14 protein-coding genes are annotated in these 12,882 nt (G+C 68.0%); 5 read left to right on the forward strand and 9 right to left on the reverse strand.

Annotation, left to right across the window (positions count from 1 at the left end; all coding sequences use genetic code 11):
- Positions 1-11: 11 nt before the first annotated feature.
- Positions 12-1,256, reverse strand: coding sequence for a bifunctional 3,4-dihydroxy-2-butanone-4-phosphate synthase/GTP cyclohydrolase II (locus tag GVY39_RS18670; protein WP_159926204.1), 1,245 nt, complete (start codon positions 1,254-1,256; stop codon positions 12-14).
- Positions 1,257-1,461: 205 nt separating this feature from the next.
- Positions 1,462-2,085 (reverse strand): riboflavin synthase, encoded by a 624-nt coding sequence (locus GVY39_RS18675; protein WP_159926205.1) that lies wholly within the window; start codon positions 2,083-2,085, stop codon positions 1,462-1,464.
- 573 nt (positions 2,086-2,658) lie between these two features.
- Between GVY39_RS18675 and GVY39_RS18680 the strand changes: the two genes are divergently transcribed.
- Positions 2,659-3,126 carry a hypothetical protein gene (locus GVY39_RS18680; protein ID WP_159926206.1) on the forward strand — a complete coding sequence of 156 codons (468 nt, stop codon included), beginning with the start codon at positions 2,659-2,661 and terminating at the stop codon, positions 3,124-3,126.
- 9 nt (positions 3,127-3,135) lie between these two features.
- Here the strand turns inward: GVY39_RS18680 and rpe are convergent, their stop codons facing one another.
- The gene (rpe, locus tag GVY39_RS18685) at positions 3,136-3,792 is read right to left on the reverse strand and encodes a ribulose-phosphate 3-epimerase (RefSeq protein ID WP_159926243.1); all 657 of its coding nucleotides are present in this window, start codon (positions 3,790-3,792) and stop codon (positions 3,136-3,138) included.
- 96 nt (positions 3,793-3,888) lie between these two features.
- Between rpe and GVY39_RS18690 the strand changes: the two genes are divergently transcribed.
- Together GVY39_RS18690 and GVY39_RS18695 are read left to right on the forward strand one after the other, a co-directional pair.
- Complete coding sequence (locus tag GVY39_RS18690; protein WP_159926207.1) at positions 3,889-4,311, forward strand: anti-sigma factor; 423 nt, start codon at positions 3,889-3,891, stop codon at positions 4,309-4,311.
- A gap of 89 nt (positions 4,312-4,400) precedes the next feature.
- A complete protein-coding gene (locus GVY39_RS18695) occupies positions 4,401-5,174 on the forward strand; it encodes a SigB/SigF/SigG family RNA polymerase sigma factor (protein ID WP_159926245.1) in 774 nt (257 codons plus the stop codon).
- A gap of 6 nt (positions 5,175-5,180) precedes the next feature.
- On the opposite strand, the gene GVY39_RS18700 is transcribed toward GVY39_RS18695, so the two are convergent.
- The 5 genes from GVY39_RS18700 to GVY39_RS18720 all read right to left on the reverse strand — a co-directional run bounded on the left by GVY39_RS18700 (position 5,181) and on the right by GVY39_RS18720 (position 11,084).
- Entirely contained in the window at positions 5,181-5,531 is a 351-nt protein-coding gene (locus tag GVY39_RS18700) for an MmcQ/YjbR family DNA-binding protein (RefSeq protein ID WP_159926208.1), read from the reverse strand.
- A 59-nt stretch (positions 5,532-5,590) separates the two neighbouring features.
- Entirely contained in the window at positions 5,591-7,261 is a 1,671-nt protein-coding gene (locus tag GVY39_RS18705; protein WP_159926209.1) for an RsmB/NOP family class I SAM-dependent RNA methyltransferase, read from the reverse strand.
- The gene (gene fmt / locus GVY39_RS18710) at positions 7,258-8,181 is read right to left on the reverse strand and encodes a methionyl-tRNA formyltransferase (protein ID WP_159926210.1); all 924 of its coding nucleotides are present in this window, start codon (positions 8,179-8,181) and stop codon (positions 7,258-7,260) included. The genes GVY39_RS18705 and fmt overlap by 4 nt, the downstream gene beginning before the upstream one ends.
- On the reverse strand, positions 8,181-8,747 hold the full coding sequence (gene def, locus GVY39_RS18715) for a peptide deformylase (protein WP_159926211.1): 567 nt from the start codon (positions 8,745-8,747) through the stop codon (positions 8,181-8,183). Before def ends, fmt begins: the two co-directional genes overlap by 1 nt.
- A 1,155-nt stretch (positions 8,748-9,902) precedes the next feature.
- Positions 9,903-11,084, reverse strand: a complete 1,182-nt coding sequence (locus GVY39_RS18720; RefSeq protein ID WP_159926212.1) for an alpha/beta hydrolase — start codon at positions 11,082-11,084, stop codon at positions 9,903-9,905.
- 586 nt (positions 11,085-11,670) lie between these two features.
- On the opposite strand from GVY39_RS18720, the gene GVY39_RS18725 reads away from it, so the two are divergent.
- Positions 11,671-11,913: a hypothetical protein gene (locus GVY39_RS18725; RefSeq protein WP_159926213.1), complete on the forward strand. Its 243-nt coding sequence runs from the start codon at positions 11,671-11,673 to the stop codon at positions 11,911-11,913.
- Positions 11,910-12,137 carry a gas vesicle protein G gene (locus GVY39_RS18730; protein WP_240679465.1) on the forward strand — a complete coding sequence of 76 codons (228 nt, stop codon included), beginning with the start codon at positions 11,910-11,912 and terminating at the stop codon, positions 12,135-12,137. The genes GVY39_RS18725 and GVY39_RS18730 overlap by 4 nt, the downstream gene beginning before the upstream one ends.
- 250 nt (positions 12,138-12,387) lie before the next feature.
- Here GVY39_RS18730 and GVY39_RS18735 read toward each other — a convergent pair whose 3' ends face one another.
- Complete coding sequence (locus tag GVY39_RS18735) at positions 12,388-12,747, reverse strand: hypothetical protein (protein ID WP_159926215.1); 360 nt, start codon at positions 12,745-12,747, stop codon at positions 12,388-12,390.
- Positions 12,748-12,882 lie beyond the last annotated feature (135 nt).

Genomic DNA, 12,882 nt, shown 5'->3' on the forward strand with positions numbered 1-12,882 from the left:
CCGCTCGCAATTCAGTGCGCCGTCTCGCCGAGATCGAGCTCGTCGAGGCCGATCAGGTCGTGCCCCATCCGGTCCCGCTTGGTGCGCAAGTAGCGCAGGTTCTCCGCATTGGCGCGCAGCGGCATCGGCACCCGCTCGGTGATCCGCAAACCATAGCCGTCCAAACCGACCCGCTTGGCCGGGTTGTTGGTGAGCAGCCGCATCGAGCGAATACCCAGATCCACCAGGATCTGCGCGCCCGTGCCATAGTCGCGGGCATCCGCGGGCAGCCCCAGCTCCAGATTCGCGTCGACCGTGTCGTGGCCGGAATCCTGCAGCTGGTATGCCTGCAACTTGTGCATCAGACCGATGCCGCGCCCCTCGTGACCACGCATGTACAGCACCACACCGCGGCCCTCGGCCGCGACCATCTCCAACGCCGCGTCCAGCTGCGGACCGCAATCGCAGCGCAGCGACCCGAACACGTCACCGGTCAGGCACTCCGAGTGCACCCGCACCAAGACGTCCTCGCCGTCGCTGATGTCACCGCGCACCAGCGCGACGTGCTCGACCTCGTCGTAGATGCTCTGATAGCCCACGGCCATGAACTCGCCGTGCGCGGTGGGGATACGTGCCTCGGCGACGCGCACCACGTGCTTCTCGTGCTTGCGCCGCCACGCGATCATGTCGGCGATCGAGATCATCGCCAGCTCGTGCTCGTCGGCGAAGACGCGCAGCTCCTCGGTGCGGGCCATGTGGCCCTCGTCCTTCTGGCTGACGATCTCGCAGATCACGCCCGCCGGACGCAGGCCTGCCATCCGGGAAAGATCCACGGCCGCCTCGGTGTGGCCGGGCCTGCGCAGCACACCGCCATCCTTGGCGCGCAGCGGCACCACGTGCCCCGGCCGGGTGAAATCGTCGGCCTTGGCGTCGGCGTCGGCAAGCAGCCGCATGGTGGTGGCGCGATCGGCGCCGGAGATGCCGGTCGTGATGCCTTCGCGCGCGTCCACCGAGACGGTGTAGGCGGTGCCGTGCTTGTCCTGGTTCATCGCGTACATCGGAGGCAAGCCGAGCCGATCGCAATCGTCGCCCGTGAGCGGCACACAGATGTAACCGGAGGTGTAGCGGATCATGAAGGCGACCAGTTCCGGAGTGGCCTTCTCCGCCGCGAAGATGAGGTCGCCCTCGTTCTCACGGTCCTCGTCGTCGACGACGACGACCGCCTTACCGGCGGCGATGTCGGCGACTGCGCGCTCGATGCTGTCGAACCTGGTCACGTCTGCTGTGCTCCATCTCGAAATAGGTGCCTCACCACAGTACTGGGTTGGTTTTGCGGCGCCCGCGGCGCTGCGTGTGTCCGGCGACCTCCCATGCTCACCATCGCGTCGCAGACGCCGGCACGCTCCGCCATCCCGGAGCTCCCCGGAACCGGAAGGGGCTATCGCGCTCGCCGCCGCGCACTCGGCGAGCGGGCGGTCCCGGCTAGCCGCGCTGTTGGAGGCGTTCGACGTATTTGGCGATCACGTCGACTTCCAGGTTGACGGTGGTGCCGACGGTGGCGAAGCCGAGATTGGTCAGCGAGAGGGTGGTGGGGATCAGGGAGACCTCGAACCAGTCCCGACTGCCGGTCTCGGCGGGCTCGTCGGAGACACCGAGTCCCGAGACGGTGAGCGAGATGCCGTCGACGGTGATCGAACCCTTCTCCACGACGTAGCGGGCCAGGTTCTCCGGCAGCGAGATCCGGACCACGTCCCAGTTCTCCGACGGGGTGCGCGAGAGCACGGTGCCGGTGCCGTCGACATGTCCCTGGACCAGGTGGCCGCCCAGCCTGCTGTTCAACGCGGCGGCGCGCTCGAGATTCACTTTCGAACCGACGTCCAGCTTGCCGATTCCGGACCGGTTGAGCGTCTCCGCCATGACATCGACGGTGAACGAGTCGCCGCCGAGCACCTCCACGACGGTCAGGCACACCCCGTTCACGGCGATCGAATCACCGTGTCCGGCATCGGAGGTCACCAGCTTGCCCTTGATCGTCAGCCGCGCGGCGTCGGTCAGCTGCTCGCTGGCGACGATTTCGCCGAGTTCCTCGACGATGCCTGTGAACATGTGCTCTGACTCCCTGTCGCGTCGTTGTCTTCCGGTTGCGGAACAGCGCGGGGCCCGGCTGCTATTCCCTGGTCTCCTCACCCTAATGACGCGCGGTCGCAGGAGACAGCGGCGTCCCGGACCGGTCACGCGACGCGATGACACTCCGGCGTGCTCGGCGAAAAGCAGACCGCAGGCCACGCCGGGGATGCTGGAACCGGTCGGTCCCATCGAGAATGGAACGAAATATGTCCACACCGGCCGCGCTCGGCGGGCGGCACAGGTTCAAGTAATCATTCGAGGGAATTCGCTGTACTGTGCGAATTAATTCACCCCGAAGGGGGTTGCCGATTTATAGTCGATACCCTAACGAAACACTGCTATAACGGAGATTCCGCGCGTCGAAGACGTGGGAAGCGATATCGTTATGCGGCTGACTTCTCACGTTCAACTTTCCGCACGAGCAGTTCGATCGGACGCTGTACCAGGGCACACGGCCTACGGACCGCGCAGCCCGCCGCATGATGTCCACTCCTCGAGAAAGCCGGAGAACACAGTGGGACAATTCGGGCCGGACACAGTTGGGGGCGCGGTGTGACCACATTTCTCGATTCGACGCCGGAACTTCGCTGCCAACGCTACCGCCGCGAATTCCAGCTGCCGGTATCGATGGATCCCGGTTCGCATCGCATTCTCCTGCACATCGGCATCGACTACGGCGCCGTCACCATGCCCGCCGAACTCGGCGAGCAGGTGTTGCGGCGACTCGTCCAGGTCGGCATCGCCGGCCCGGTCGTCGAGCACCCCCGCGCGAGGCACTGGACCTTCCTCACCGGCCCCGCCGGGCCCGACGCGTTCAGGCCGCCGATCTCGGCCGAATTGTTCCGCCTGTACGCGGCGGTGGCCTGCGCGGGCAGCCAGGTGGTACTGCCCTCGCCGGACGACGAGCGCACCGGATACCGCGTGTGGATCCGCTCGCCCGAGGCAGGAGCCCGCCGTCCGCCGCTCAGCGTTGTGATCGAGACGATCCGCGCGGTCGCCCCGCGCAAAACCAGGGCCTGACAGACCTTTTCAGCGCGCCCACGCCGAGGCCGCCTGCCCGCGCAATTTCTGCACGGTCGCGGCGGGATCGGCGGTGCTGTAGACCGCGGACCCGGCGACGAAGCAGTCCACGCCCGCCTCCGCGGCCGCCTCGATGGTGTCGGCGTTGATGCCGCCGTCGATCTCGACCAGCAGCCGCAGCTCACCGGCATCCACCAGGTTCCGCACGATGCGCGCCTTCTGCAACACCTCCGGGATGAACGACTGGCCGCCGAAACCGGGTTCGACGCTCATCACCAGCAGCGTGTCGAATTCGCGCAGGATCTCCAGGTACGGCTCGATCGGCGTGCCGGGCTTCACCGAGAGCCCCGCCTTGCCGCCCGCGGCGCGGATGTCGCGCGCGACCGCGATCGGGTCGTCGGTCGCCTCCGCGTGGAAGGTCACATTGTGCGCGCCCGCCTCCGCGTACGGCGGCGCCCAGCGGGCCGGATCCTCGATCATCAGATGGCAGTCCAACGGGATGTCGGTCGCCTTCAGCAGGCTCTCCACCACGGGGAGGCCGAGGGTGAGATTGGGCACGAAGTGCGCGTCCATCACGTCCACGTGCAGCCAGTCGGCGCCTGCGACGGCCTCCGCTTCGTCCGCGAGGTGCGCGAAGTCGGCGGAGAGGATGGAGGGGGCGATCATGGGAGCGGCCGGACGCGGGTAAGTCGGGTTGGACACAACGCCGGAGTCTAACGGTACCCAGGGTTGTCCAGCGCGGGAGTGGGTAGCCTGCATAGGGTGATCAACATTTCGGCGGAACAGGGGCTTTACAGCACCCCGGTGGAGATTCGGGTGGCGGCATCGGTGACACAACTGCCCATCGTGCGTGGGCTCGCCGAAACCCTCGTCCTACTCAGCGAATTCACGCTGGACGAGGTGGCCGACATCCGGCTGGCCGTCGACGAGGTCTGCTCGACCCTGATCGCTGTCGCCGCCCCGGAAACGAGCCTGAACTGCCGGTTCACCGTCGGTGACACCGAGTTGCTCGTCCGGGTCGAGGGCATCGCGGAGAAGCCGGGGCTGCCCGACCAGCGCAGCTTCGGCTGGCACGTGCTGCGCACCCTCACCGACGCGGCGGAGGCCACACAGGATACGTTCGACCCGACGATTTCCGGATATCCGACGACGGTCGAGTTCCGTCGGGTCCGGGGGAAGGCGTAGTGGCGGACGAAGACACCGTGCTCGACGCACAGCGCGACGACGACTCCGACACGCTGACCACGGAGGACGCCGTCGAGGAGAGCGAAACCCTGGAAGCGGCGAGCGCGGTTCCAGGCTACGACGACGTCGGCCTGCTCTTCGAGCAGCTCGCCACCAGCGAACCCGGAACAGCGCGGCACACCGCGCTGCGCGCGGAGCTGATCAGCCGATGCATTCCACTCGCCGACCACATCGCCCGCAAGTTCAGCGGACGCGGTGAGCCGTTCGACGACCTGACCCAGGTGGCGCGGGTCGGCTTGGTGCACGCGGTGGATCGTTTCGACGTGGAGCGCGGTTCGAATTTCCTGTCCTTCGCGGTGCCGACCATCATGGGCGAGGTCCGCCGATACTTCCGCGACAACACGTGGGCGATGCGAGTGCCGCGGCGGGTCAAGGAGACTCACCTACGCATCGGCGCCGCGATCGACAGCCTCTCCCAAACCCTCGGCCGCTCGCCGACGGCGAAGGAGATCGCCGCGGAGCTGGACGTCGATCCGGACGAGGTGACCCAGGCGGTCATCGCGGGAAACGCCTACCAGCCGAGTTCGATCGACGCGGCAACGCTCGGCCGCGACACCGACGCCTCACTGCTGGACACCCTCGGCGAAGAGGAGTCCCAGTTCGATCGGGTCGAGGAATACGTCGCGATCCGGCCGCTGCTCGCCGGTCTGCCCGAGCGGGAACGGCGCATCCTCACCATGCGATTCTTCGAATCGATGACTCAGACCCAGATCGCGCAGCAGATGGGTATCTCCCAGATGCACGTGTCCCGCATCCTCGCGAAAACGCTTGCCCGCTTGCGAGAGCAATCCAGCCGGGAATGACCGGGCTCAGCGGGTTTCGCGTTCCCGCTGCTTGCGCAGCTTCGCCGCAGCGGTGAGCCACCAGGCCGCGTCGAGCAGTTCCCGCAGGTGGTCGGGCGCGACGCGATCGAGGTCGACCAATATGTAGGCGTAGCCGTCGTAGTGCGGTGTGGTGTAGAAGGCCGGGTCGCCGGAGGCCAGCAGCGCCTCCTTCTCGGTGAGATCGCAGGCCAGCGCGAGGCCGCCTTCGGCCTCGCTGCGCAACCGGGCGAACCCTTTACCGCCGACCTTCAATGCCGGGCTGCGCCACCAGGTGGATTCCTCCACCTCCGGGAGTTCGGTCGCCATCGTCACCACGTCCTGCCACGTCATCGTCATGCTCCGAGTGTGCGGCGCCACCGCGTGCCACGACTTGGACGAATGGAATGCCCGCCCGCTCAGCGGGGCTTACGCAGCGCGGCCAGGAACATGGCGTCGGTGCCGTGGCGGTGCGGCCACAGCTGCGCGCCCGGCCCCTCCCCGACATCGGTGACTCCCGGTAGCAGCTCGCGAGTGTCGAGTTGCTCGGCGCCGAGGCGCCGAACGGCGTCGGCGACGATCGACACGGTCTCCGGCAGATGCGGCGAACAGGTCGAGTACACCACGACACCACCGGGGCGCAGCAGATCCCAAGCGGCGGTGAGTAATTCACGCTGCAAGACGACGAGTTCACGGACGTCGGACGGGGTCCGCCGCCAGCGCGCCTCGGGTCTGCGACGCAGCGCCCCGAGGCCGGTGCACGGCGCGTCCACGAGGATGCGGTCGTAACCGGGAGTCAGTCCGCTGGCGCGGCCGTCAACGACGTGGATGTCGACCGGCAGGCCGTGCACGGCTTTGCGCACCAGTTCGGCGCGGTGCGCGGCGGGCTCGACCGCGTCCACCCGGAAGCCGTCGATCGAGGCGATGGCGCCGAGCAGCGCGGCCTTGCCGCCCGGTCCGGCGCAGAGATCGAGCCAGCGTCCGTTGTCCGGTCCGTCGATCGCGGCTCTGGTCAGCGCCAGCGCCACCAGCTGGCTGCCTTCGTCCTGCACGGCCGCCATGCCTTCGCGTACCGGCTCGAGCTTGCCCGGATCGCCGCCCTCCAGGTAGACCGCGTACGGCGACCAGCGACCTTCCTCCCCGCCGGTGACCAGCGCGAGTTCCTCCGCGGTGATGTCACCCGGGCGAGCCACCAGATGTACCAGCGGGCGGGCGTCGTCAGCAGCGAGCACCTCGCGAAGTTCCGCCGCTCGCGCTCCCAGCGCGTCGGCGAACGCCTGCGCGATCCACACCGGATGCGCGTATTCGAAGGCCAACCGGCCGATCGGGTCGGCGGGCGCTAGCGCCTCGACCCACTGCTCCGGGGACTTCTCCCCCGCCCGCCGGAGCACGGCGTTGACGAAACCGGCCTTGCCCGCACCGAATTCGGCGCGCGCCAACGCCACCGAGGTGTCCACCGCGGCGTGCGCGCCGATCCTGGTGCGCAGCAACTGGTAGACGCCCAGCCGGAGCACGTCCAGCAGGGGTCCGTCGATCTTTTCGATCGACCGGCCCGCGCCTTCGGCGATCACCGCGTCGAGCAGGCCCAGCGACCGGCACGCGCCGTAGGCGAGTTCGGTCGCCAATGCGGCGTCGCGCCCCGACAATCCCCGTTCCCGCAGCAGGCCGGGCAGGACGAGGTTGGCGTAGGCGTCGCGCTCCCGGACCGCGCGCAGCACATCCCTGGCGACCGACCGCGGCGGATCGGCGGCTTCTTTGCGATGCGGTCGTCCGGTAGGGCGAGCGGGCTCTTTGGATCCCGCGGCCGGACGCCGCGAGGTGGCACGCTCGGGTCGCCCTGCCGAGCGTTGCCCCGAGGGAGTGCGCCGTTCGTCGCGATCACGCCCGGCGGCCTCGGCTCGGCCGCTTCCGGAACGCTGGTCGGCCGCCCGTGGACGGCCCGCGCCGTTGCGATCGCGTCGCGTGCCGCTCGACGGGACGCCCTGCGCTCGAGCCCGGCCGGGCTCGCCGGACCGCTTCGGCGCGGTGTCTCGTTCGTCGCGCCGCCGGTTGGGTGCGTCGTCGCCGGGCCGGTCGCCGCGCGGCGTCACTCGACCACCGCGCCGGGCTGCAGGCGGGCGCCGCGCGCCCAGTCGAGGGCTGACATCATGCGCTTGCCTTGCGGCTGCACTTGGTCCAATCGCACGGCGGTGGTGGCGGTGCCGACGAACACACCGGACTTGCGGACCTCGATCACACGCTCCGGCAACTCCTCCTCGACCAGTTCGACCGGTCCCAGCTTCAACCGGGTGCCGCCGACCTCGGTCCATGCCCCCGGAGCGGGGGTGACCGCGCGAATCCGCCTGCTGATGGCCAGAGCTGGTTGGTCCCATCGGACGTGCCCGGCCTCGACACCGACCTTGGGCGCGTACGAGACGCCGTCCGTCGACTGTGCCACCGCCTGCAAGGTCCCGTCCTCCACCCCGTCGAGCGTCGCTTCCAGCAGGCGGGAGCCGCTGTCGGCCAACCGCTGCAGCAGAGTGCCCGCCGTGTCGGTGACGGTGATCTTCTCGGTCACCATGCCGAACACCGGACCGGTGTCCAACCCGGCCTCGATCTGGAACGTGGAGGCGCCGGTGATCTCGTCACCCGCGTCGATCGCCGCCTGTACCGGCGCCGCGCCTCGCCACGCGGGCAGCAGCGAGAAGTGCAGGTTGATCCAGCCGAAGCGCGGGATGTCGAGAATCTGCTGGGGCAGCAGCGCGCCGTAGGCGACGACGGGACAGCAGTCCGGCGCCAGTTCCGTGAGCTGCGCGACGAATTCCGGTTCCGAAGGCCGCCCCGGCGTGAGCACCGGTATGCCGTGCTCGTCGGCCAGCTTGCCGACCGGCGACCTCGTCACTTTCCGGCCACGCCCTGCCACCGCGTCCGGCCGCGTCACCACGGCGATCACCTCGTGCCGCGCCGATGCCAGCAAACGACGCAGTGAAGGAACCGCCGGTTCCGGGGTCCCCGCGAAGACGACGCGCATCAGCGGCCCACCCCGAACGGGTTGGGCCGGCCCGCGCCACTCATCGACCGTGCCGGGCGCACGGTCGTTCCGGCCGCGAACCAGTCGGATTCGCGGATCACCCGCATCGCCTCCTTGCGCTGGGCCGGATCGAGACGGTCGATGAACAGCACCCCGTCGAGGTGATCGGTCTCGTGCTGCACGCACCGCGCCAGCAGCCCCTCCGCCTCGAACGCGACCGGCGCGCCGTCGAGGTCCACACCGGAGGCGCGCACCCGCAGCGCCCGGCGCGTGTCGTAACGCACACCGGGAATCGACAGGCAACCTTCCGGCCCGACCTGCTCTTCGTCGCCGACGACCTCCCACCGCGGGTTCACCAGATGCCCGGCGGCATCGCCGGTGTCGTAGACGAACACGCGCAGTCCGACCCCGATCTGCGGGGCCGCCATCCCGACCCCGCCGTCGTCGTGCATGGTCTCGGTCAGGTCGGTCACCAGCTGCCGCAGATCGCGGTCGAACGCGGTGACCTCCGCGGCGCGGGCACGCAGGATGGGATCGCCGAACAGGCGAACGGGCTGGATGGTCACGGCTGGCTCCCGGAAGCGGACGAGTACGGTCGCCTCATTCTAGTGAGGCGACCGGAAATCCCCGATTCACCAGGCAGAAGCTGGTAGAACTCCTATGCGGTCCGGGCGGGGTGTCGATCCCTCCGCCCGGCCGCCCGGAAAAGCCCTGGTCAGCGGCTTGCCAGTGCACCTGACCTGCTTCTCACCTGCAGGTTCACAACATGTCGCTGCATTTCAGTACCGAACGTAAGGGATTGTGGTGACGGCGTCAACACCGCAGGTCAGAGCTGTTTCGGGCGTTGCAGTGGTGACGCCGTCACCACCCCGCCCACCGGCACCACTGCATCACCGACGCCGCATCACTTGCTGTCGATGGATAGCTCGCGCGCTTCGACCGTGGACCCGGTCCGATTCTCAGCCGCGGTGGTCGCTGACGGCGCGTTGGCTGTCGAGGTCATCGTTGAGCAAGCCGAGGTGTTCTTTCTCCGCGACGTCCCCGTCTCGATGAGGGCATTGTCACAGCCGATCCGGCCGCAGCCGCGCTCGGCATCTGGCGACCGGGTACCACGTCGGCTCTGGGGGTGAAGTCGAAGCCAGCGCCCCAGAGAACTCGTGTATCACTTTGCTCTCCGAGGGCGGGTCGAGGAGTTGTCTTCGGGGCTGTGGGGTTACACCTGATCACATGACCACGATCGAAAACGGCCAAGCCTCAACCCCCTTTCGTTCCTGGGCCGTTGTCCGGGCATGCAGTTGCCCGTCACGGCCGCGGTGAGTCGTCGACGCTTCCTTCCGTCCTCCGCGCCCCGCCACCGTATCCCGCGATCGGTGGCGTCCACGCTGTCGTCCGAGAAGGTGAGCGCGACCAGCTCTATCGCGTCCTGCTGTGGGACGGCGAAGGCAACGTCCTGATCGCCAACCCCCTCAGCTGGCTGGAAATCGCTGCCGACCGCCCCGGATTCCTTCGCCTGGAAGGACGATCACCGTCAGCGGCCGAATAAGTCCGTGATCCCACGTGCAACCGCCGGTCCACCAGCATTTCTCCATGCACACTCGATGGAAAGTGTGTCTAAAGCTTTGTTGCACAACATTACTCGTGATCAAATGGATTCGTCGTGCCCGGTCCTCACAACACCGGGGGTGCGGCACCCGCAGGTAGACAACGACCCCGGCCCCTCATCAACCGACAGCGAGGCAAGCCGGGGTCGTTTTCGGCTGTGCTGTGCTGTGGTGTCGAGGTGTTCGACGGGTGCTGGTGATCGCCTGTTCTGACGCGGGGCGGGTGTGGTTTGTCGTGTTGGTCGTGGCTGTTGGTGGGTGGGATGGCTGGTGGGGTGTGTCGGTGATGATGTGGCGGTGGAATGCCGCGAGGTGGTCGATGGCGTCGCGGGCGTCACCGAGCAGGTCGGCGGCTGCGTGGTGGACGTGTGGGGCGTGGTCCCAGATCTGCAGTCGTGCCGGGACGTGTGCCTGGGCGCAGCGGCGGGCCAGGGCTTCGGCGTCCGGGCGCAGGTATTCGGTCGAGCCGACCTGGATCAGGACCGGCGGCAGTCCGGTGAAGTCGTGGTTGACCGGTGACCATGCCGGGTCGAGCCGTCCATCGACGGCGAAGCCGTGGCGGGTGATGATGTCCATGCCCCGGGCGGGTAGGTAGGCGTCGCGGTGGCGGTTGGGGTGGTTGTCGCGTTGGGTGGAGTCGAAATCGGCCCATGGTGCGATCGCCGAGATCGCGGCGGGCATGGGTAGTCCGCGTTCGCGGGTGGCCAGCGCGAGGCCGAAGGCCAGGCCGCCGCCGGCGGAATCGCCGGACACGATGATCCTCTCGGCCCCGAAGCCGTGCTCGAGCAGGTATCGATACGCGGCGACCGCGTCGTCGAGGGTGTCGGTGATGTGAGCGTGCGGCAATTGGCGATAGTCCACGTTGAATGCAGGTATACCGCTCGCGTGCGCGATCTTGGCGACCAGACGACGATGGGTGTTCAGACCGCCGCAGATGTATCCGCCGCCGTGGAAGTACAGCAGTGCTGCGTGCTGTGTGTGCCGCGGGTCGGGCAGGTCGCCATGCCATAACCATTCAGCGCGCCAGTTGTCTGCCTGCACCTTCGCGCGTCGGGTGCCGTGCGGCGCCACCAGCAGCGCGGCCGGGAGATCCAGCAGGCGACCGAACCGGCACAGCTGCTCGAGGGGGTGGCGGCCACCTGTGTGGGTCAAGGCGGCCAACCCCAACCCGATCGTGGCTTGCAGCAGCGGGTGGGCGACTCGCGTGGCGATACTTGCCCGGTTCGGCCGCTCCACGATCAGCGACGACACCCCCGACCGCGACGACACCCCCGGGCGGGACCGCGAGAGCGGGGCGGTCATCGCCGTGTCCCCAGCGGGCCGGTCCACGGCGCGGCAATGAAGTCTTGGTCGGAGTCAGGCCACGTCCAGGTCGTTCCTGTGCTGCAGGCCGGCCACGATCGCGGGCCCGGATGGCGCGGGTCGGTCATGACAGCTGCCGGGCCGCCGCTGGGCAGCCGATGCGGTAGGTCGCACCTGTTCGGGCAAGTTCGTAAGCGTCGCACCCTTGGAACCTTCCGGCTCTGAGAATCGCTCAAATGACATCAGCAATATTCAGGCGATCGGAATGTGTGGCACATCAGCACATGACGGGGCACTACCTACGACACCCCCTAGCAACCCCCGTCGGACGGTTCATGGCAGGCCAGCGACGCGAGCGCGCAGTTCGGGGCCTGGCCAGTGGTGAGGGCCGGTTTGCGGCCGGTGCTGGACCGGCCGACAAGGGGCTCGTTCCCGCAAACGGCGGTAGATCCCTCCCTGTGATAACTGCCGCGTAGCGGGTAGCCGTGGGCTGTCGGATTCAACACCGCCGATGGCGGGCGTTACCGGCTATCCGAATGCCGCAATCGCAACCTCAGCCGATCGGAGCATCGGCCCGGAGACACCCATGGTCACCCCCGTCGCAGCACGAAACCGGTTCACCGAGACCGATCCCCTCACCAATGGTGGTTCCCCGCACCGCCCGCCCGGCGGCATGCACGCCCGGCCACCGTCGGCGTCCGAACCAGACACGCGACTGATACCGGCGCCGGTGCTGCTCGGTGCCGTGTTACTCGCCCTCGGCGTGGTCGCGCTGGTTGCGCTGCGTTCGGGCGCATGCATTCTCGACAAGGCCCGGCAGTGGGGGTGATCAGCGCGGTCGCCACCTCCACGGTGAAGGTGGTCACCGGGATGATCCGGGTTGCTCGAGCCGTCCGGGACCAGGCCGAGCAGAAGACACGCCCAGACCCCGCGCTCATCCGCAAGCGACTCGAGCAGATCGCCGAAGCCGCCGCCGCGGGCGAGCTGTCGCAGGCGGAAAAACTCGCCGCCCAGCAACAAGTGTTTCGCCGGATGCAGCGCTACCCTCTATGAGGGGTGCCGTCAACGATCGTCATCCTGTACCAGACCCGGTCAAGGAAGGTCGGCGTTTTCGCGCGTGATGCAGACGCCGAACACACCACCGACGACAACCAGCCCATCCGGCCCACTCCCGCCCGGATCCGCCGCAAGGGCGACCCGATGACACCCGAGGAAACCGACCTCCGTCGAGCGCGCGCTCGGGTGCACCTGCGTGAGGGTCATGTGCGGCGACGTCGACGACCGGATTTGTGGAGGCTGAGCCTCAGACCCACTCTTGGGGATAAGCGAGATCGTAAACGCGGGAAACTTTTTTCGGGACGACCATGCGCCAAGCATCGACGACGAGTTCACGGGCCTCGGTCGGGTCCAGGGCCGCGAGGTTGGACTCGATCCAGTTGAAGCGCATGTCCGATGCCGATGGCATCTGAAACTTGTGCGGCTCGCTGGCTACGATCGCCGCTCGCTCCTCCCTGGGGAACGCGAAACCCATCACGGTCTCGTCGAGTGAGAACGCCACGTAGACGATTTGCTTGACGCGGAACTTCAGCCTGCCACGCACATAGACTTGGTACGAGCGTTCCAACTCGGCCCCCAGTGGGCTGACGTCTTCGATCACCGCCATGGTCGGACTCCCTAAGTTTGTGGGTGTCTGGGGTTGGTGCCCTGGATGCCCAGGGCGGTGGGGTGTAGCTGATGGTTGGTTGCTGTTGTTGTGGCTGCGAAGGAATGGCTGCCCCACCGTGCTGGACGCTCCGGC

The organism is Nocardia sp. CY15 (genome assembly GCF_009829295.1).
Lineage (GTDB): Bacteria > Actinomycetota > Actinomycetes > Mycobacteriales > Mycobacteriaceae > Nocardia > Nocardia sputi.

What these genes read in the sequence shown, in the direction of transcription:
- GVY39_RS18725 (WP_159926213.1), top strand. Translation starts at nt 11,671, where the DNA reads ATGGTCACCCCCGTCGCAGCACGAAACCGGTTCACCGAGACCGATCCC.
- GVY39_RS18720 (WP_159926212.1), bottom strand. Translation starts at nt 11,084, where the DNA reads ATGACCGCCCCGCTCTCGCGGTCCCGCCCGGGGGTGTCGTCGCGGTCG.
- GVY39_RS18700 (WP_159926208.1), bottom strand. Translation starts at nt 5,531, where the DNA reads ATGACGATGACGTGGCAGGACGTGGTGACGATGGCGACCGAACTCCCG.
- fmt (WP_159926210.1), bottom strand. Translation starts at nt 8,181, where the DNA reads ATGCGCGTCGTCTTCGCGGGGACCCCGGAACCGGCGGTTCCTTCACTG.
- GVY39_RS18735 (WP_159926215.1), bottom strand. Translation starts at nt 12,747, where the DNA reads ATGGCGGTGATCGAAGACGTCAGCCCACTGGGGGCCGAGTTGGAACGC.
- rpe (WP_159926243.1), bottom strand. Translation starts at nt 3,792, where the DNA reads ATGATCGCCCCCTCCATCCTCTCCGCCGACTTCGCGCACCTCGCGGAC.
- GVY39_RS18675 (WP_159926205.1), bottom strand. Translation starts at nt 2,085, where the DNA reads ATGTTCACAGGCATCGTCGAGGAACTCGGCGAAATCGTCGCCAGCGAG.